This window comes from Ruegeria sp. BG5, from assembly GCF_056538425.1.
Genome location: NZ_JBQFTC010000007.1, coordinates 139,454 through 158,285, shown reverse-complemented (window position 1 = coordinate 158,285; position 18,832 = coordinate 139,454). Strand labels below are relative to the sequence as shown.

The window sequence follows — 18,832 nt, the reverse complement described above, 5'->3', positions numbered from 1 at the left end:
ATCATGTCCCGCACCGCCCGCCTGTTCCAATTGATGCAAGCCCTGCGTTCTGGCCCGTCCCCGAAAACCTCGGTGCAACTGGCCGAGGATCTGGGCGTGTCGCCGCGCACGATTCATCGGGACATTGATGCGTTACGCGGCCTTGGGGCCGTTATCGACGGCGAGGCCGGGTTCGGATTCACCCTGATTGAAGATGCAACTCTGCCGCCGCTTGGCTTCACCGATGACGAGCTTGAGGCCCTGGTTCTGGGCCTGCGCGAAGTGCAGGTGATCGGCGATCCGGCCCTGTCAGAGGCCGCCAGCGCCGCATTACGCAAGTTGCAGGGGCGGTTGCCGCCACGCCAGTCTCACAGGCTTAGCCACGCGGTGCTGGCCGCGACGCGATTTGCGCGTCCACCCGCGCCGACGATCGAGGTCGCCGAGCTGCGGCAGGCGACGTGGGATGAGCGGACGATCGAGTTTGCCTATACCGATGCCAAGGGCGATGAGACCCGCAGGCGGGTCGATCCGCTGAGCATTGTTTATATGGACCGCTCGAATGTGTTGCTCAGCTGGTGTCATCTCAGGCAGGATTTCCGCGTCTTCCGGCTGGACCGGATCCGCGACATGTCCGTGACGGATCAAAGCTTTCGCCCCAATCGCGTGCCGATGCTGCGCGATGTGCTTGCGCGTATCCGTGCCGAACGCCAAGCACAAGCGCGCGAGGACGAGCGCTGAGCGCTTTGAGAATACCTGATTTTGCGCTATCCTCGAGGTTGAGCAGTAATCAGGAAAAAACGGAATGCGTAAATGCGTAGGTGGCGTCATGACCGCCGCATTATGGGCATCCATCGTGCAGGCGTCAGCGACAGAACAGTCTCCAAGGCCCGAGTCTCGGCCATTGGAGGGCGAAATCCAATTGGCTTCGGCGGAGGTGACAACGTCAATTCGCCCGGTGCCCCGGCCGTCGGCTGAGGTGGTGCGGGTGTCGGCGGCAGGGAACGCGCGGTTTCAGGCCTGGCTGGGGGCGTTCGGGGATCGGGCGCGGGATCAGGGCATCTCGCAGACCACTCTGAACCGGGCCTTGGCGGGTTTGACATACGACAAGGACGTCATCCGGCGCGACCGCAATCAGGCCGAGTTCAGCAAGCCAATCTGGGAGTATCTGGACAGCGCCGTCTCGGACACGCGTATCGCCAACGGACGCGCGGCGTTGGATCGTCACGGCGCGGTGCTGAACCGGATCGAGGCGCAGTATGGCGTCGAGAAAGAGGTCGTGACGGCGATCTGGGGGTTGGAGACGTCCTTCGGATCGTATCGCGGCAACAACCAGACCATAAGGTCGCTTGCCACTCTGGCCTTTGATGCCCGCCGTGCGTCGTTCTTTGAGGCGCAGTTGATCGCCGCCTTGCAGATCGTTCAGGCCGGGGATGTCAGCGCGGGTCGGATGATCGGCAGTTGGGCCGGGGCGATGGGGCATACGCAGTTCATGCCGACCTCGTATCTGGACCACGCCGTCGATTTCGATGGCGACGGGCGGCGCGATATCTGGTCGGACGATCCGACGGATGCGCTGGCCTCTGCCGCTGCCTACCTGGCACGACATGGCTGGACCGAAGGACAGCCCTGGGGGGTCGAGGTACGACTGCCGGATGGGTTCGACTATGCCACGGCCAAGCGGGACTATACTCTGATGCCGTCGGACTGGGCGGCCCAAGGTGTGGTTGGGCGCGATGGTAAACCCGTGCGCGACTACGGGCAGGCCGCAATCCTGCTGCCCGCCGGAGGGCAGGGCGTGGCGCTGATGATCTTCGACAATTTCCGCGTGATTGAGGCCTATAACGGCGCGGATGCCTATGTGATCGGGATCGGTCACCTGTCAGACCGTCTGGCCGGGCGCGCACCGTTTCAGAGTGACTGGCCTCGGGGGGATCGGATACTCAGTTTCACTGAAAAGAAAGAGCTGCAAACCCGCCTGACCAATGCGGGGTTCGACACGCAGGGCATCGACGGGCGCACCGGGCCGAACACGATCAATGCGGTTCGGGCCTATCAACTGGCGCAGGGGTTGCTGCCGGACGGGTATCCGACGTTGAAGTTGCTGGAACGGTTGAGGTGAATGCGCGCTGGCGTTTCAGGGAATTGGTGATAGCCTTCGCGAGATGCAGAAGGTGATCACATGACTATCGAAACCTGGACCATCTACGTCCTGACGGTGCTTGCATTGATGAGCACCCCGGGACCGAGCCAATTGCTGATGCTGTCAAATAGCGGCGCACATGGGTTCAAACGTGCGCTCTCAACGGCGGCAGGGGACCTGACCGCAAATGCGCTGCAGATGCTGGCCGCCGGTCTGGGCTTGGCCGCCATCGTTGCGGCCTCGGGCACTGCGCTGGCCGTCATCAAATGGGCGGGTGTTGCCTATCTTCTGTGGCTTGGGTTCATGATGATCCGTCGCGCCAAGCCGGACGATCCGCATCTGGATGAGGCCCGGCCCAAGGCATCCCTGAAAACCCTGTGGATGCAAGGCTTTCTGACCTCGGCGGCCAATCCGAAGGCGGTCGTGTTCTTTGCCGCTCTGTTTCCGCAATTCATCTCTGCCGACAGTGCCTTCTGGCCACAATTCCTGATCCTGAGCGCGACCTATATCGCGATGGATGGCGTGTTTCTGTCGGCCTACGGGTTCAGCGCAAGCTGGATTGCCAAGCGGTTCAAAGGAACCGCGCGTGTTTGGATCGAACGCACTGGCGGCGGCTTCATGATCGGCGCCGCCATCCTGCTTGGCCTCAAATCCATCGCGCAGAAATAGCGGTTGCGCACGGCGATACCGGAGACGTTAGGTCGTCTCCGGCCAGTGTCAGAATGTCAGGACGCCGCCTTCATCAGCCCCTGCGCGATGATTTCTGCCTGAGCCTCATCCAGCGATTTGTAGATCCGCACAAACATCTCGTCGATATCCGCAGGGGTCAGGATCAGCGGCGGAGAGATGATCATTCGGTCGCCCACATGGCGCATGATCAAGTTATTGGCAAAGCAGCGGTCGCGGCAGATATAGCCCACGGTGCCCGGCGCCGACGCAAACTTGGCGCGGCTGGCCTTGTCCGGGGTCAGCGCGACCGAGGCCATCATGCCGACGATCTTGGCCTCACCCACCAACGGATGATCGGCCAGCGCCTCCCATTTCTGTTTCAGATAGGGCGCGGCCACGTCGCGGACATGCTCGACGATTTTCTCTTCTTCCAGAATGCGCAGGTTTTCCAGCGCGACCGCAGCAGCGACGGGATGGCCGGAATAGGTGTAGCCGTGGTTGAACTCGGTGCCGCCGATCACTTTGGCAATCTCGTCGGTGACGATCGAGCCGCCAATCGGCGCGTAGCCGGAACTCAGCCCCTTGGCGATTGTCATGATATCGGGCCGGATGCCCACGGTTTGCGACCCGAACCAGTTGCCGGTCCGTCCAAAGCCACAGATCACCTCATCCGCGATCAGCAGGATGTCGTATGTGTCGCAAATTCGCTGGATTTCGGGCCAGTAGGTATCGGGGGCCACGATCACACCGCCCGCGCCCTGCACGGGTTCGGCGATAAAGGCGGCCACGCGGTCTTCGCCCAGTTCAAGAATGGCCTCTTCCAGCTCGCGGGCGCGGGCCAGGCCGAACTCTTCGGGTGACATATCACCACCCTCGGCCCACCAGTTCGGCTGGTTGATGTGATGGATGTTCGGGATCGGAATGCCGCCCTGCGCGTGCATCCCCGCCATGCCTCCCAACGAGGCCGACCCCACGGACGAGCCATGATAGGCGTTGTGACGGCTGATGATGATGTTCTTGTCGGGCTGGCCTTTCTCGGCCCAGTAGGTGCGGACCAGACGGATATTGGTGTCATTGGCCTCGGACCCGCCGGCTGCGAAGAACACGTGGTTCAGATCACCCGGAGCCAGTTCGGCAATTTTCGCCGCCAGCGCAATAACGGGAACATGGGTCGTTTTGAAGAAGGTGTTGTAATAGGGCAGTTCGCGCATCTGACGTGCGGCCACGTCGGCCAGTTCATCGCGCCCATAGCCGATGTTCACGCACCACAGACCGGCCATGGCATCCAGAATCTCTTCGCCGTCGCTGTCGGTCAGATAGACACCTTTGGCGCGCGTGATCACCCGCGCCCCTTCCTGACCCAGCGCCCCATTGGCGGAAAACGGGTGGAGGTGGTGCGCCGCGTCCAGTGCCTGCAACTCGGCCGTGGGCATGTGATTGGTGATGGTGGACATCCTGAAACCTCCTGCAGCAGTTGGCACTCAGAATATGATCAAATTTTTTGCTGTCAATCGAATCGCTGTTGCCTAGGCGGTGGCCAGCGCGCCGACCATCAGCTCCATCCCTTGTTCGATGTCCTGCGCAGTGGCCAGGGCGGCTTTTTCGGCGTCTCCTTTGCGCAGGGCGGCAATGATGTCTTTATGCCTGTCCGGCAGGCTTTGCGTTCCGAAACGCCCGCTGACGACACGCAGCGAGGGGCCGAAGCGAAGCCACAGCCGTTCGGCCAGATCGCGCAGAATCGGGGCGTTGGCGTGGGCATACAGCGCCTCGTGAAACGCGTAGTTCAATTGCAGGTATCCGCTGACATCGCCATCCGCGATCATGCGATCAAGGCGCTGGTCCAACCGTTCCAGCGCGTCGATATCCGAAGGTTTCAGATTGGCTGCCGCCAGACGTGAAAGCTCTGATTCTATTGACTTTCTGGCAAAGATCATCTGCGCGATATCCGAGTCAGATACCAGCGGAACACTGACCCTGCGATTGCCCTGAAACACCAGTGCCCCGTCCGAGATCAGACGACGGATCGCTTCGCGTACCGGTGTCATCCCGACCCCAAGCGAATCAGTCAGTCCCTGGATCGTTACGGGCTGACCCGGAACCAGATCGCCGAACAGGATCTGCGATTTCAGTGTTTGGTACACCTGCTCATGTACTGGGCTTTTTTTGCCGTCCATCTTTGTCGTAGATGCCTTATTTTTGATCAAATCCAAGTGGTTCATTCCAATTTGCAAGCCGACAGCTTGCCGGGTTTGAACCGTCATGGAAGCATACTGCGTGCGGCTGAAAAACGCAAAACTTGATCAAATCCAAAAAACCGGGAAAATATCGGGACACTTGCAGGGAGAAGAAAATGTCAATCAAAACGCTGACACTGACAGCGGTCATCGCATTGGGGGTTTCGGCGGCCTTTGCCGACGAGGTGCGTGTCTACAACTGGTCCGACTATATCGATGAGGACCTTTTGAAGAAATTCGAGGAAGAAACAGGTCTGACGCTGATCTACGACGTGTTCGACAGCAACGAGGTTCTCGAAACCAAGATGCTGGCCGGTGGATCGGGCTATGATGTCGTGGTGCCGTCGGGCACGTTCCTTCAGCGCCAGATCCAAGCGGGCGCCTTTCAGGAACTGGACACAGCCAAGCTTTCGAATGCCGGAAACCTCTGGGATGTCATCCAGGACCGCACGTCGGGTTACGATCCGAACAACGCCCATTCCATCAACTACATGTGGGGGACGACTGGAATTGGCGTGAATGTCGGCAAGGTCAAAGAAGCCTTGGGTGACGATGTGGCGCTGAACAGCATGGATCTGGTTCTGAAACCAGAAAACATGGAAAAGCTTGCCTCATGCGGTGTGCATTTCCTGGATGCACCATCTGAAATGATACCGATGGCGTTGCAGTATCTGGGTGAAGACCCGGACAGCCACGATCCGGATGTGATCAAGAAGGTCGAAGGTGTTCTGACCGCGGTGCGCCCGCATATCCAGAAATTCCACAGCTCGGAATATATCAACGCGCTGGCAAACGGGGATATCTGCGTCGCCGTTGGTTGGTCGGGCGATATCCTTCAGGCGCGGGACCGCGCGGCCGAGGCGGATAACGGGGTCGAGATTGAATACCACCCGTTTGCCGAAGGCTCGTTGATGTGGTTCGACCAGATGGCCATTCCTGCGGATGCGCCGAACCCGGAAGGGGCGCATAAGTTCCTCGATTTCATCCTGGACGCCAATAACATGGCCGCCGCGTCGAACTATGTGTACTACGCCAACGGCAACAAGGCCTCGCAGGAATTTCTGGCCGAGGACGTGATCGGCGATCCGGCGATTTACCCGGATGAGGCCACGATGCAGAACCTCTACATCACGACGCCATACCCGTCGAAAACCCAGCGGGTCGTGACCCGTCTGTGGACCAAGATCAAGTCAGGCACCTGATCATTCAACACGGGGCGGGTGGACCGCCCCGTGTTCATTTTGTCCGTAGAGATCGACGGGGGCCGCTTTGAACACCGAAGTTTTTGCGCCGTGGGATGACCCGCAGGCGAAACCACTTATCCAGTTCCAGAATGTGACCAAAAGGTTCGGCGGTTTTACCGCCATCGACAACCTGTCGCTGGACATTTTCGAACGGGAATTCTTTGCTCTGCTCGGCCCGTCCGGTTGCGGCAAGACCACGATGATGCGGATGCTGGCAGGGTTCGAGACCCCGACCGAAGGGCATATCATGCTGGGCGGTCAGGACATTGACCCGATCCCGCCGAACAAGCGGGCGGTGAACATGATGTTCCAGTCCTATGCCCTGTTCCCGCATCTCAGCATCTGGGACAACATCGCCTTTGGTCTGCGCCGGGACAACATGCCCAAGCATGATCTTGAAGACCGGGTCGAGGAAATGCTACGCCTGACCCGGCTGGAGCAATTTGCCCGCCGCAAGCCGCATCAGATCTCGGGTGGGCAACGGCAAAGGGTGGCGTTGGCGCGGTCACTGGCCAAGGCGCCAAGGTTGCTTTTGCTGGATGAACCGCTGGGCGCGCTGGACAAGAAACTGCGGCAGGACACGCAGTTCGAACTGATGGACATTCAGGAAAAAACCGGCACGACCTTTGTGATCGTCACCCACGATCAGGAAGAGGCGATGACCGTTGCCAGCCGCGTTGCCGTAATGGATCAGGGCAGGCTGATGCAGGTCGCCACGCCGGATCGCATCTATGAGACCCCGAATTCGGTCTACGTCGCAGACTTCATTGGCGATGTGAACATTATCGAAGGCCGCGCGACATCAAACGGTCAGGATACCTATCAGATCGACTGGGCCGAGGGGCAGGCCCCGCTGACCGCAACCTCGGACGCCGGGTTCTCGAATGGCCAATCCTGCCATCTGGCAATCCGGCCCGAGAAGGTGACAATTTCCGCCGACCGCCCAACAGACGCAATCAATGCCATTCAGGGCAAGGTGCATGACATCGCCTATCTGGGCAATCTGTCCACCTATCACGTCGAACTGGCAAACGGCACGATCATCAAGGCGCAATCCGCCAATACCCGTCGCATCTCGCGCCGGTCGTTCACGTGGGAAGACCCGGTCTGGCTGTCCTGGACAGCAACGGCTGCGGTTCTGCTGGCGAACTGATGCGCCGCGCCCTGCTGATTGCCGTTCCCTATGTCTGGCTGCTGGCGCTGTTCATGGTGCCGTTCTTCATCGTACTGAAGATCTCTCTGTCCGACACTGAACTGGCGATCCCGCCCTATACGCCGACGCTGGACCTTTCGCAGGGATGGGCCGGGATCAAGGACTTCTTCAGCCAGCTAGATTTCGAAAACTTCGTCTGGCTGACCGAGGATGACCTGTATTGGAAGGCTTACCTATCCAGCGTCAAAATCGCCCTAATCTCGACCTTTTTCACATTGCTGGTGGGCTATCCGATCGCCTATGGCATGGCGCGCGCGCCCGAGGAATGGCGGCCGACGCTGATGATGCTGGTGATCCTGCCGTTCTGGACCTCGTTCCTGATCCGCGTCTATGCGTGGATGGGCATTCTGTCGAACGAAGGATACCTGAACCAACTGCTGCTCTGGACGGGCATCATCTCGACCCCCTTGACGATCCTGAACACCAACACGGCGGTCTATATCGGCATCGTCTACACCTATCTGCCCTTCATGATCCTGCCGATTTATTCGGCGCTGGAGCGGATGGACGAATCCCTGATCGAAGCTGCCGAGGATTTGGGCTGTTCACGGCTGCAAGCCTTCTGGCTGGTGACCATCCCGCTGTCGCGTCCCGGCATAATCGCAGGGTGTTTCCTCGTGATGATCCCTGTAATTGGTGAGTTCGTGATCCCGTCCCTGCTGGGCGGCTCGGGCACGCTGATGATCGGTAAAGTTCTGTGGGAAGAGTTCTTCTCGAACCGCGATTGGCCCGTCGCCAGTGCTGTTGCGGTTGTCCTGCTGTTGATCCTGGTGATCCCGATTGTGCTGTTCCAGCGCAACCAGCAAAAACAGACGGAGGCCGAACAATGAGCAGATTAAGCTGGTTCAACACGGTCTCGCTGACGCTGGGGTTCGCCTTCTTGTATATCCCGATGCTGATCCTGATCATCTACAGCTTCAATGAAAGCAAGCTGGTCACAGTCTGGGCGGGTTTCTCGACCAAATGGTATGGAGAGCTGTTCCAGAACGAACAGATCCTGGATGCCGCATGGGTGACGTTGCGCGTGGCTGTATTCTCGTCAACAATCGCAACCGTTTTGGGTACTGCTGCCGCCTATGTGTTGGTGCGTGGAGGGCGTTTCTTTGGCCGTACACTGTTTTCGGGCATGATCTATGCGCCGCTGGTGATGCCCGAAGTCATCACCGGATTGTCGCTGCTGTTGCTGTTCATCGGCATCGGATTGGATCGGGGCATCCTGACCATTGTGTTGGCGCACACGACATTCTCGATGTGCTTTGTGTCCGTCGTCGTCTCGTCGCGGCTAGTGACGTTCGATCAGTCGCTGGAAGAGGCCGCACTTGATTTGGGGTGCTCTCCGGCGCAAGCGTTTCGTCTGGTGACCCTGCCGATTATCGCGCCTGCCGTGATCTCGGGCTGGTTGCTGGCCTTCACCCTGTCGCTGGACGATCTGGTGATCGCGTCCTTTACCTCGGGCCCGTCGGCCACGACCTTGCCGATGCGGATATTCTCGGCCGTGCGTCTGGGGGTCAGCCCTGAAATCAACGCGCTGTCGACCATCATGATCGCGGTTGTCACCCTTGGCGTGATCACCGCCTCGTTGGTGACAAAACGCGCGATGATGCGGCAGCGACAAGATGAAATGGCCGCTGCCCGAACGGAATGAGGCGCATTTTCCCCGACTATACCTACGGCCCCGGCCCGCGCGCGGGGTGTTGGTGGGATGAAACCAGCCCCAGCCCCGATTGGCCGGTGCAGAAAGGTGATCAGAGCGTCGATGTCGCCATAATTGGCGGAGGTTTCACCGGCGTCTCTGCCGCGCTGCATCTGGCAGAAGGCGGGGCCTCGGTCGCGGTGTTCGAGGCGGAAACCCCCGGCTGGGGCGCCTCCGGTCGCAACGGCGGGTTTTGCTGTCTGGGCGGCTCAAAGCTGAGCCACAGGACCATGGTGCGCCGGTTTGGCGAACAGGAGGCGGACGCCTACGGGCAGGCAGAACAGGATGCGGTCCAACTGGTCGCCGGGTTGCTGGACAAGCATGAGATCGATGCCGACACACATTCCGCAGGCGAAACCCAACTGGCGCATACCAAGCGCGCAATGACCCGTCTGCGTCGGCATGCAGACAAGAACGGCACCCTGCACGAGGCCAACGACCTGCCCGCGTTGGGGCTGAACGGCCCGTTTTACGGTGGCTACACGACTCCCGTCGGCTTTGGCCTGAACCCGCGCAAGTATCTGTTTGGCCTCGCGCGCGCTGCGCATGATCTGGGGGTGCAGCTTTATCAGAAAAGCCCGGTTCAGCGCGTCCAGAAATCCGGGCCGGGGTTTCGGCTGGCCACCCCCAACGGCTGTGTACAGGCCGACACGGTCCTGATCTGCACCAATGGCTATTCAAGCGAGGATGTGCCGGACTGGTTGTCTGGCCGGTATCTACCGGCGCAATCCACCGTTCTGGTCACACGCCCCCTGACCGAGGCCGAGAAGATGGCGCAGGGCTGGACCTCGGATCAGATGTGCTATGACACCCGGCATTTGCTGCACTATTTCCGATTGATGCCCGACGGGCGATTTCTGTTCGGAATGCGCGGTGGACTGCGATCCTCGGACCGGGCCGAGGCTGCAATTCGTCACAAGGTGCAAAGGGATTTCAGGCGAATGTTCCCTGCCTGGGCCGGGATCGAGATCACGCATATCTGGTCGGGCATGGTGTGCCTGTCCCACGGTTTGGTGCCTTATGCGGGCCCGGTGCCCCGGCAACCCGGCCTGTTCGCGGGTTTTGCGTTTCATGGCAACGGCGTTGCAATGGGCACCTATTGTGGTCGGGCCTTGGCGCGATTGGCTCTGGGACAAGATGCCGGGCTGCCCGGTCCGATGACACAGCCTCCGCAGCGATTTCCCCTTGGCAGGTGGCGACGCGCGGTTCTGCCGCCTGCTTATGCGGCCATGTCGATCGCGGATTGGTGAGTTCGGATCAGCGCAGTGCCTCGATCTCAAGTTCCAAACCGTGCCGGTAATCCGGTGCACCGTTTTCCATCCGCCACAGACAATACGCCGCCATGCGCCAGGCGAACCATGGGTGCAACTGTCTGTACCGGACCGTAATCGCCTTATCCCGATAAGCTGTCAGGAACCGTTCTGTCTGATCGGTCGCCAAAGGCGCCCCCCGGTATAGTTTCTGCATCGCCGGGGACAGGAACATCGCCAAATCCTCACAAGGATCCCCCAACGCCGGACATTGCCAGTCGATCAGGGTCAAACCGGTATCTGCCACCAGAATGTTGCCCGGCACAGGATCGCCATGGATCAGGCAAACATCAGAAATCGGTTCGACCGAGTGTGAGGGCCGCAAGTCCAGCAGCGTCTGAAGGGTTTGGGACGAACACCGATCAAGGATTCTTAGCCCGTGCTGTTCCAGATCCGCGCTGCCATTGCACCCTTCTGGTGCCGGAACCGGAAATTGCTGCCGGTGCAAATCCCAAAGCAGCTCGGCCACCGGCTCGGGCTCCTTGTCCCAGGGTGATCCGGGCGCGTGGTCGTAGAACACCCAGCGGTCCTGCTGGTGCCGCCCTGCGGCGCGCAGCCGAGGCACAAATCCGGTGGGTTCCAGCGCTTTCAGGCAGCGGGCTTCCAGTTCGGCATCGTTGCCAAATAGAGGGTTGCGCAGGGATGAGCTATAGAGTTTCAAAACCCTGTCGCAATCGCCGCCAAGCACCTTCCAGACCTGATTGGTCCGCCCGCCATATAGGGTCTCGAAACGCGCACCTTCATGAACCAGCGCTTTGTCGATCAGCTGCTGGACAAGGTCGGGCGGAGGTTTGGGCAGGTCGGGCAGGGCGTTAACCAGTTCTTCAAGCGAGTCGCGAATGGCCTAGCTTTGGCCCGCCCGGCCCGTCAGTTCAAGCGCCCGCGCGCACGGCTGTGACCTGATCGGTGGGAACAACCTGCCCGCTTTCAAGGGTCAGCAGGATCGACCCGTCTCCGATCTGGGCTTCTACCACCCGGCTGTATGAGGCGGCGGGCGTGTCCGACAACCGGTCACCATCCTGAAAACTGCGGAGCGTGGCCGTGTAGGTTCCGGGGGGCAGCGGATTGCCGTCGGCGTCGGTACCAGCCCAGATAAACTCGGTCTGATCCAGCGGCACATCTGTCCGGCTGACAACCGCGCCTTGTTCGTCCCGGATGATCATCGTCGCTTTGTCCGCCGCATCATCGGGCTGGGCGAACAAGGTCACGGGCGCGTTTTCAAACCGGAATCCCGCGGTCGAGCGCACGTCCATTCCAACCCAATTCGCCAGTTCGCCAAGGTTCAGACCCCCCATGCTGGCTGTCAGCGAGGACAGCAGATCATTGGTCTGCACCTGCTGCTCAACCATCGAAAACTGCGCAAGCTGCGAGGCGTATTCGGTGGAATCCATCGGCTCCAACGGGTCCTGATTCTGGGCCTGTGTGGTCATCATCAGCAGAAAGGTTTCGAAATCGGATGCAATGGCCGAGCTTTGAGTGCTGGCTGCCGTCTGAGTCTGGCTTGTGCTTTGCGCAAGCTGGGTTGGGTTTATCATTGTCATAACCTCATATCGATGCCCCTGCCCGGGGCCGATTTCTGTGGAATTGCATTTGTATGGACCGCCGCTTCTTCGGATGGCATCTCGACAAAGCCAGAGGTGTTGGGATCGCGCGCGTCCTGCCGAAGGTCCGAAGACGTGCCCAGATCGAAGGACAGATCGCCATAGCCAAGCTTCTGGAACTCGGCGTTCAACACGGCAATATGTCGGCGCATCAGGTCCAGCGTTTCAGGACGCTCGGCGGCAATCGTGACATAAAACCCGTCATCGCGGCCATTCAGTACGATTGAAACCCGCCCCAATTCTTCGGGGTTCAGTGCAATCTCGATCGCGCCTGACCCGGGCCGCGCCTGCACCGCCGCGGCCATTTGTCCGGCAATGGCCCGTGCGACCTCGGCCCGCGCCGTCTGTGCGGGCGCGCTGAGTGACGGGGCCGATTCACGCGAAGATTGCAACACCGGCTCATCGGCCATAACAGGCAGAGCCTCTGGTTTCTCGACAGGTCCCGGTTTTTCAACCTCACGAGGGGTGGCCGTCGCCAGAATCTGCATCTGAGCGGTGCTGGGAGGTCGATCCATTGGCACCTGCGACTGCGGTGATTTTGGCAGGTCGCTCGCGATCTTTGGGGCATCCCGATGCATTGTCACCTGCCCTTTGGATGACAGCTCCGGCCCGTTTGTTGAACGTGCCGCGAAAGCCGATTCGACGGGCGTTCCAATATTCACCTGCGTGGCTGCAGGCGACGCATTGGGCGGGGCGTTGTTTCGCGTGTCCGGCTGCGGCACGGCTGCTTGTACGTCTTTGGGCGGGGCGGGGTCATGCAGGATCGTTGCTTGTGCCGCCGGGCCAGCTTCCAAAGTTTGCGGCACCGTCTGTGTGCCAATCGTCACTTGTGTTTGCACTGTTTTCCCCGTGGGCGGTGCCTGTTCAATGGCACGTTCGCCAACCGGCACCGGCTTGACCTCGCCTACAGCGAGCGCGGGGGCAGGAGGCTCGGCTTCGATATCGGGCCCGTCGGCGGCAATCTTGGCTTCGGGTAAATCAGCCCCTTCTTCTGTCACCTCGGGCATGGGATCTTGTACCGGCGCAGAGTCCTGCTGATCCAGAATATCCTGAAACTGCGCCGTCTTTTTTGACGCATCCGATTCGTGCGTTGCAGACTCGGGTTTGGCAGTCGATGTGGGCGCGTTTGTCGCCAGTGTCAGCGGGTTGGGCATTTTGCTCCGGCTCCGTCTTGTGTGACCGGAAATCTGCCCTCAGGAAGTTACGTTTATTTTAACCGCTTTCCTCTTTGATCAAGAAAGTTCGATGCAATTTTCGGAGAAAGCAATGAAGGTTTCGGCCCTCCCCCCACCGGTTCCAACCACGGATAAGCTCAGGTCTGCAGCCGTTGAGCTTGAGGCCGCATTTCTGGCGGAGATGTTGAAGTCCGCCGGTCTGGGGGAATCGCGCGACTCGTTCGGCGGCGGGGCCGGAGAGGATCAGTTCTCGTCCTTTCTGGTTCAGCATCAAGCACGACAACTGGCCCAGTCCGGCGGCGTCGGGCTGTCGGAACTTTTACTCAAATCAATGATGGAGCGCAGCAATGACAGCTGATTCCGATACGATTCTGATAAGGTCGCTGGAAGAGATTCTGGATCTCGAACGCGCGGCGCTGGTTGACGGCGATCTGGATCGCCTGACCCTGATGGTGCCGGAAAAAGAAAAGCTGATCGGTGCGATCAACGATCTTCAGGTTCGCGACAGCGCCGAGTTGATTCGCGTTCAGCAAAAGGTCGAACGCAATCAGGCCCTGCTGAACAGCGCGGCAGACGGCATCCGCGCCGTGGCCGCCCGCATGGCCGAACTGCGCCGGGTACGTCAGGAATTCAGCACCTATGGCGCAGATGGCCAGCGCAACGGGTACAAGGTGCGAAGCCATGCAAAACTGGAAAAACGGGCATAGCCGTCGGTTTGATTCAAATCCGAAATTTCCGGGTTGGGCGTTTTAGCACTCCGTTAGGGGATCACGGTCAAGAGTGTCCCTGCACTTGATGAACACAGGTGGCGCGAACGGCCTCAGGGTGCGTCGCACAGGTCAGAACGACAGCAAAGCCCGCAGGCATTGCGGGGTGAAACTGGGCGCAAAAGGCCCGAACGGAAAAGGATGAAAGCTATGTCCAGCATTCTGACAAACAATGGCGCAATGGTTGCGCTGCAGACCCTGAAGTCGGTCAACAAGAACCTTGAAATGACCCAGAACGCGATCTCGACCGGTAAGGATGTCGCGACCGCCAAGGACAATTCGGCCGTGTGGGCGATCTCCAAAGTCATGGAGTCGGACGTCAAAGGCTTCAACGCCATCAAGGACAGCCTGTCACTGGGCGAATCCACCGTTGCCGTTGCGCGGAATGCGTCGGAAACGGTGACCGACCTGCTGACCCAGATGAAGGGTAAAATCGTTGCCGCGCAGGAAGGCAATGTGGACCGCGCCAAGATCGATGACGACGTGACCGCGTTGCGCGATCAGATCGCATCGGTTGTCGGAGCCGCGCAGTTCAACGGTCTCAACCTGGTTGACGGAACCGCGGGCACCGTCTCGATCCTGTCCTCGCTTGACCGTGATGGCACCGGTGCCGTGAACTCTGCGTCAATTTCGGTGGCCAGCCAGGACCTGTCGATTGGTGGGTATACGGCCAAGGGCGTTCTTGCCGGTTCGGACGGTGCGACAACCGACAATGACGTGGCAGGCTTCACCATGGACCGCACCACGGGCACTGGCGACATTCTCATCGACAGTTCGACGGACAACTTCGAAGTCGGTGACAGCGTGTCGATCCGCGTTGGCGATCAGGAAGTGTCATATACGATCCAGGACAGCGATCTTGATCCGTCGGGAACCTATGACGAGAACTACACCGATGCTCTGGTCGCGGTCGGCCTGAAGAATGAGATCGATGCACTGGGTATCACGGGTCTTGCCGTTGATTATGACGCGTCCAGTGCGCCGAACACCCTGTCCTTCGCGACGGGTACCGCCGCTGCAGGTGCTGATGCGGATCAGGACATTTCTATCTCTGCTCAGTTCACCAACGCGGGTTCTGGCGGTCTGGGTGCGCTGAGCTCAATTGACGTGTCGACCGATGCAGGTGCAGCGGCAGCACTGGGCACGATCGAAACGCTGATCGATACCTCGATCGACGCGGCGGCGGCCTTTGGGTCCGTGCAGGGTCGGATCGAAACCCAGCAGGATTTCGTTTCGAAACTGACCGACTCGTTCAAGTCCGGTATCGGCTCGCTGGTTGATGCCGACATGGAAGAGACCTCGGCTCGGTTGCAGGCCCTGCAGGTACAGCAGCAGCTGGCAACCCAATCGCTGTCGATTGCCAACCAGGCGCCACAGTCGATCCTGTCGCTGTTCCGTTAATTCCGGAACCTCGTCGGGGCGCGGGTTTCGCGCCCCGGCATTGACCGCATGAAGACGGCCTATTGGAAGGATTTCAAGTGACCCCGCAAATGCTTGCTCACAACGCCTACGCGCAAACCGCTGCCCCTATTCGAACGCCTCGCGATACTGAATTCGAGGCGATTTCGAAAATCACGCGCCGTCTCAAAGCGGCCGCAGCACGCAAGTCAACTGATTTTGCCGGATTTGTTCAGGCCGTGCATGAAAACCGGCGTCTGTGGACGGTTCTTGCAACGGGCGTGTCTGACTCGGATAACGCCCTGCCCAATGACCTGCGGGCCCGCATTTTCTATCTGGCGGAGTTTACCGAACATCACAGCAGTCAGGTTCTGACCAACAACGCAACCATTGATCCCTTGTTGGAAATCAACACCGCAGTTCTGCGCGGGCTGCGTCAGGGTGGGGCCGCGTGATGGGGGGGCTGGTCCTGAAATTGGCCCCGAAAGAGAGGGTTCTGATCAACGGCGTTGTCATTGAAAACGGGGATCGACGCAGCCGGTTCTCGATCATGACGCCGCAGGCCAATGTGCTGAGGTTGCGAGATGCCATTCACCCGGATGAGGTGAATACACCCGTCCGTCGTGTCTGTTACGCCGCGCAGCTTGTTCTGTCCGGGGATATGGATCCTGTTTCCGCAAGACAACAACTGCTGCGCCGCGTTGAAGAACTGAGTCAGGTTTTCACCGATGCCGACAGCCGGCGCGTTCTGACCGAAGCAACCGATGCGCTGGTGGCCGAGCATTATTATAAATGTCTGAAATCGCTCCGCTCGCTATTGCCGAGGGAAGAGCGTTTGATGGCCTATCAGCAATGACCTTCCAACCCGTCATACCCACTGGCGGGCTGGTCGGCTGGCGCTTTCTGCAACGCACGTACGATTCGCAGTTTCAGGCCTTTTCGACCTCGAACATCAACGAGCGAGAGACACGGTATTTTCTGGAAAACATCGGTCAGGTCGAAACAGCCGAACAACTGGTGTCGGATCGGAGGCTGTTGCAAGTCGCACTTGGGGCGTTTGGGCTTGAGGGTGATCTGGATAACCGCTTCTTCATCCGCAAGATCCTTGAGGATGGAACCAGCGCCGATGACGCCTTGTCCAACCGGCTGGCCGACAAGCGGTATCGCGAGTTCTCGGACGCTTTCGGATTTGGCCCCGGTCAGGTGCGGCGGACCGGATTTGCATCGCTTATGGAGCAGGTCGCACAGGACAACATGACCGCACGTTTCGAGATCTCGGTAGGTGACTCGGATGAGTCCATGCGCATCACCCTTTATGCGCAACACGCACTGACCGAACTGGCTGAGGCGGATACAAGCACGGACACGAAGTGGTTCGATCTGATGGGGTTACCGCCGCTGCGCAGCATGATGGAAACGGCATTGGGATTACCTGCGTCCTTCGGGCAGTTGGACATTGATACGCAATTGGTCGAGTTCAAAGAGCGTTTGTTCAGTCTGACGGGCTCTGAAGATCTGTCGCAATTCACGGATGAGGGCGCTGTGTCCCGCCTGACCGATACCTACCTTGCGCGCAGCCAGATTGCGCAGTTGCAGAACACGATCTCTCCTGCGCAGACCGCGCTGATCCTGCTGGGGGCCGGGTAATCCTATGATGGCCGAACAAGTCACGGGATGAACCGTCTTTGGCGAAACCGGGTTCGCCGAAGACTATGATTGCACCGCTGGTCGAAAGACCCGGATCGAGGCACAGGCAAGCTAAGAATTCAGGATGTCATCTGCAGATGTGCGCAATGCATAGGATCTGACCGGTTTGGACACATTATGCAACGCGACCTCGCCCAAGGGCTGCGCATTTGCGCAGGCCGGCGCGATGTCTTCCGAAACTACGATGCGGTGCCCAACGGTTTTGCCGAACTCCCCCAACCGGGCGGCGACATTGGCAGCCTGACCGATCACGGTGAAATCCAACCTTTCGCGCGAGCCGACATTGCCATAGGTCACACGCCCATAGGCCAGACCGATCGAGCAATCGCAATGGGTGTCGGTGCCGGCTTGCCGCAACTCGCCCAGTCGTTCGACAATTCCAATTGCCGTGCGTTGCGAGCTTTCTCGCGCGACCGCGGGGTCGTCGATGGCCGGAAAGACAGCAAGCACAGCGTCGCCGATGAATTTCAGAACTTCTCCCCCATTGTCGTGAACGATGCCGGATACGGTTTCGAAAAACTCATTCAGAAGGTTGATATAAGCCGCACGTCCCAATTTCTCTTCAAGGCTGGTCGAATTGCGCAGATCGCAGAACATGATCGCCGCATCAATCTCATCCCCGTCGCCGCGACGGATTTCACCACCCAGAACCCGCGCCCCGGATCGTTTGCCGACATAGGTTTCCAGCAGAACCTGCGCGTTCTCGCGCTGCATGAACACTTCGTAATACCGAGCGATCACGGCCGAGCATTCAAAAACCAGCCCAAGATTTTCGGTCGTGAAGCCGTTGGGGTGATCGCAGGTCAGGGTCAGAACATTGGTGCGCCCGTCCGAAAACGGCAGCGGCATGGCGACATAGTCCGTTGCGCCCTTGGCCCTCAAATCCTCCATGATCGGGAAACTGTTATGGGGGTTCTCGTCGTTCAGCCGTTGCCGCACGCCACCCAGCCCGTTGGAAACATGACGCAGCGGGCTGTTGATAAACGCCGGATGGTCATGGATCTCGTAGGTTGGTGCGTGGGTCAGAATCTCGGCCTGATCCTTTTCCCAGATATAATGCTTGCCCACGATCAGGGGATGAAGCGACCAGGCCAGAATGCTGAGGCGTTGAATCGCGATCCCGTGTTCCAGCATTTTCTCGGCCAGCGCTTCTGTAAACGCCTCGGGCGTATTGGCGGTTGAGGCACCGCGCATCAGCCAATCAATCAAGGGGCCGCTGATGTTCCCGTCATCAGGTTCGCGCAGTTGGTTCTGGCCCAGATCGATCTCGGTATAGGCGCCGGGCATGAACCCGATATGGCCCTGAATCGCGATGCTTTCCGGCAGCGCGTCTTCATAGGCCCAGACGGAATTGGTCAGATGCTCACCCGGCAGGTTGATGTCATGATAGGTCGCGGTGCCCTTGAACGGGCAAAAGGTCTGCAGTTCGGTTTCCGAACTCAGGTCCACGCACAAATCCGCGCGCGGGATGTAGAGGGTGGGCGGCAGCCGTGTCTCATACATCACCTTGGCATTGTGGCTCTCGGCCAGAAGAATGTCGTTCCGGTAAATGGCAATTCTGCCTTTCAACGGCTCGACAGAGATTCCGTAACCTTTGGGTCTTGGTGTGGCGTGGACGTTCATGATCGACCTCCCTTGCCATGGGGTCCCAAAATAATGGGGTTTTCCGGTCTTTATTCCAAGGGGCACGGCCCAGTTTTTC

Annotated in this window: 21 protein-coding genes; 15 read left to right on the top strand and 6 right to left on the bottom strand. The window is 59.4% G+C overall.

The genetic code is table 11. From position 1 onward, the window contains the following. Window positions 1–3: 3 nt before the first annotated feature. From ACR0KX_RS18415 to ACR0KX_RS18405, 3 genes are all read left to right on the top strand, one after another. Entirely contained in the window at window positions 4–717 is a 714-nt protein-coding gene (locus ACR0KX_RS18415) for a helix-turn-helix transcriptional regulator (RefSeq protein WP_170624650.1), read from the top strand. 64 nt (window positions 718–781) lie between these two features. Then, window positions 782–2,098: a lytic murein transglycosylase gene (locus tag ACR0KX_RS18410; RefSeq protein ID WP_170624648.1), complete on the top strand. Its 1,317-nt coding sequence runs from the start codon at window positions 782–784 to the stop codon at window positions 2,096–2,098. A gap of 60 nt (window positions 2,099–2,158) precedes the next feature. Next, window positions 2,159–2,788 carry a LysE family translocator gene (locus ACR0KX_RS18405; RefSeq protein ID WP_170624645.1) on the top strand — a complete coding sequence of 210 codons (630 nt, stop codon included), beginning with the start codon at window positions 2,159–2,161 and terminating at the stop codon, window positions 2,786–2,788. A 56-nt stretch (window positions 2,789–2,844) separates the two neighbouring features. On the opposite strand, the gene ACR0KX_RS18400 is transcribed toward ACR0KX_RS18405, so the two are convergent. Together ACR0KX_RS18400 and ACR0KX_RS18395 are read right to left on the bottom strand one after the other, a co-directional pair. Next, window positions 2,845–4,242, bottom strand: coding sequence for an aspartate aminotransferase family protein (locus ACR0KX_RS18400; RefSeq protein ID WP_170624643.1), 1,398 nt, complete (start codon window positions 4,240–4,242; stop codon window positions 2,845–2,847). Between the two features lie 72 nt (window positions 4,243–4,314). Further along, on the bottom strand, window positions 4,315–4,962 hold the full coding sequence (locus tag ACR0KX_RS18395) for a GntR family transcriptional regulator (protein ID WP_480586220.1): 648 nt from the start codon (window positions 4,960–4,962) through the stop codon (window positions 4,315–4,317). A 176-nt stretch (window positions 4,963–5,138) separates the two neighbouring features. Here ACR0KX_RS18395 and ACR0KX_RS18390 point away from each other — a divergent pair, with 176 nt between their 5' ends. From ACR0KX_RS18390 to ACR0KX_RS18370, 5 genes are all read left to right on the top strand, one after another. Further along, window positions 5,139–6,224 carry a polyamine ABC transporter substrate-binding protein gene (locus ACR0KX_RS18390; protein WP_170455303.1) on the top strand — a complete coding sequence of 362 codons (1,086 nt, stop codon included), beginning with the start codon at window positions 5,139–5,141 and terminating at the stop codon, window positions 6,222–6,224. A gap of 67 nt (window positions 6,225–6,291) precedes the next feature. Continuing rightward, a complete protein-coding gene (locus tag ACR0KX_RS18385) occupies window positions 6,292–7,419 on the top strand; it encodes an ABC transporter ATP-binding protein (RefSeq protein WP_170634195.1) in 1,128 nt (375 codons plus the stop codon). Then, on the top strand, window positions 7,419–8,309 hold the full coding sequence (locus tag ACR0KX_RS18380) for an ABC transporter permease subunit (RefSeq protein WP_170624715.1): 891 nt from the start codon (window positions 7,419–7,421) through the stop codon (window positions 8,307–8,309). The genes ACR0KX_RS18385 and ACR0KX_RS18380 overlap by 1 nt, the downstream gene beginning before the upstream one ends. Beyond that, window positions 8,306–9,124, top strand: a complete 819-nt coding sequence (locus tag ACR0KX_RS18375; protein WP_170455297.1) for an ABC transporter permease — start codon at window positions 8,306–8,308, stop codon at window positions 9,122–9,124. Before ACR0KX_RS18380 ends, ACR0KX_RS18375 begins: the two co-directional genes overlap by 4 nt. Continuing rightward, window positions 9,121–10,422, top strand: a complete 1,302-nt coding sequence (locus ACR0KX_RS18370) for an NAD(P)/FAD-dependent oxidoreductase (protein ID WP_170624639.1) — start codon at window positions 9,121–9,123, stop codon at window positions 10,420–10,422. Before ACR0KX_RS18375 ends, ACR0KX_RS18370 begins: the two co-directional genes overlap by 4 nt. Before the next feature lie 7 nt (window positions 10,423–10,429). Here ACR0KX_RS18370 and ACR0KX_RS18365 read toward each other — a convergent pair whose 3' ends face one another. Next, the gene (locus ACR0KX_RS18365; RefSeq protein WP_170455416.1) at window positions 10,430–11,233 is read right to left on the bottom strand and encodes a phosphotransferase; all 804 of its coding nucleotides are present in this window, start codon (window positions 11,231–11,233) and stop codon (window positions 10,430–10,432) included. On the opposite strand from ACR0KX_RS18365, the gene ACR0KX_RS18360 reads away from it, so the two are divergent. Beyond that, the gene (locus tag ACR0KX_RS18360) at window positions 11,225–11,380 is read left to right on the top strand and encodes a hypothetical protein (protein ID WP_170455293.1); all 156 of its coding nucleotides are present in this window, start codon (window positions 11,225–11,227) and stop codon (window positions 11,378–11,380) included. The genes ACR0KX_RS18365 and ACR0KX_RS18360 overlap by 9 nt on opposite strands. Here the strand turns inward: ACR0KX_RS18360 and ACR0KX_RS18355 are convergent. After that, entirely contained in the window at window positions 11,355–12,017 is a 663-nt protein-coding gene (locus ACR0KX_RS18355) for a flagellar hook capping FlgD N-terminal domain-containing protein (RefSeq protein ID WP_170624637.1), read from the bottom strand. The two genes, ACR0KX_RS18360 and ACR0KX_RS18355, sit on opposite strands and share 26 nt — an antisense overlap. A gap of 2 nt (window positions 12,018–12,019) precedes the next feature. After that, a complete protein-coding gene (locus tag ACR0KX_RS18350) occupies window positions 12,020–13,237 on the bottom strand; it encodes a flagellar hook-length control protein FliK (RefSeq protein ID WP_170624635.1) in 1,218 nt (405 codons plus the stop codon). A gap of 112 nt (window positions 13,238–13,349) precedes the next feature. Here ACR0KX_RS18350 and ACR0KX_RS18345 point away from each other — a divergent pair, with 112 nt between their 5' ends. The 6 genes from ACR0KX_RS18345 to ACR0KX_RS18320 all read left to right on the top strand — a co-directional run bounded on the left by ACR0KX_RS18345 (window position 13,350) and on the right by ACR0KX_RS18320 (window position 17,070). Then, the gene (locus ACR0KX_RS18345) at window positions 13,350–13,616 is read left to right on the top strand and encodes a rod-binding protein (protein WP_170523802.1); all 267 of its coding nucleotides are present in this window, start codon (window positions 13,350–13,352) and stop codon (window positions 13,614–13,616) included. Beyond that, window positions 13,606–13,965 (top strand): flagellar biosynthesis protein FlgN, encoded by a 360-nt coding sequence (locus ACR0KX_RS18340; protein WP_170455284.1) that lies wholly within the window; start codon window positions 13,606–13,608, stop codon window positions 13,963–13,965. Before ACR0KX_RS18345 ends, ACR0KX_RS18340 begins: the two co-directional genes overlap by 11 nt. A 210-nt stretch (window positions 13,966–14,175) precedes the next feature. Then, on the top strand, window positions 14,176–15,426 hold the full coding sequence (locus ACR0KX_RS18335) for a flagellin (protein ID WP_170624633.1): 1,251 nt from the start codon (window positions 14,176–14,178) through the stop codon (window positions 15,424–15,426). A 77-nt stretch (window positions 15,427–15,503) separates the two neighbouring features. Further along, window positions 15,504–15,878 carry a flagellar biosynthesis regulator FlaF gene (flaF, locus tag ACR0KX_RS18330; RefSeq protein ID WP_170455280.1) on the top strand — a complete coding sequence of 125 codons (375 nt, stop codon included), beginning with the start codon at window positions 15,504–15,506 and terminating at the stop codon, window positions 15,876–15,878. After that, on the top strand, window positions 15,878–16,279 hold the full coding sequence (flbT, locus tag ACR0KX_RS18325; RefSeq protein ID WP_170455278.1) for a flagellar biosynthesis repressor FlbT: 402 nt from the start codon (window positions 15,878–15,880) through the stop codon (window positions 16,277–16,279). The genes flaF and flbT overlap by 1 nt, the downstream gene beginning before the upstream one ends. Continuing rightward, window positions 16,276–17,070 (top strand): DUF1217 domain-containing protein, encoded by a 795-nt coding sequence (locus ACR0KX_RS18320; RefSeq protein WP_170624631.1) that lies wholly within the window; start codon window positions 16,276–16,278, stop codon window positions 17,068–17,070. Before flbT ends, ACR0KX_RS18320 begins: the two co-directional genes overlap by 4 nt. A 111-nt stretch (window positions 17,071–17,181) precedes the next feature. On the opposite strand, the gene ACR0KX_RS18315 is transcribed toward ACR0KX_RS18320, so the two are convergent. Next, window positions 17,182–18,753 carry a DUF427 domain-containing protein gene (locus tag ACR0KX_RS18315; protein ID WP_170624629.1) on the bottom strand — a complete coding sequence of 524 codons (1,572 nt, stop codon included), beginning with the start codon at window positions 18,751–18,753 and terminating at the stop codon, window positions 17,182–17,184. Between the last annotated feature and the right edge of the window lie 79 nt (window positions 18,754–18,832).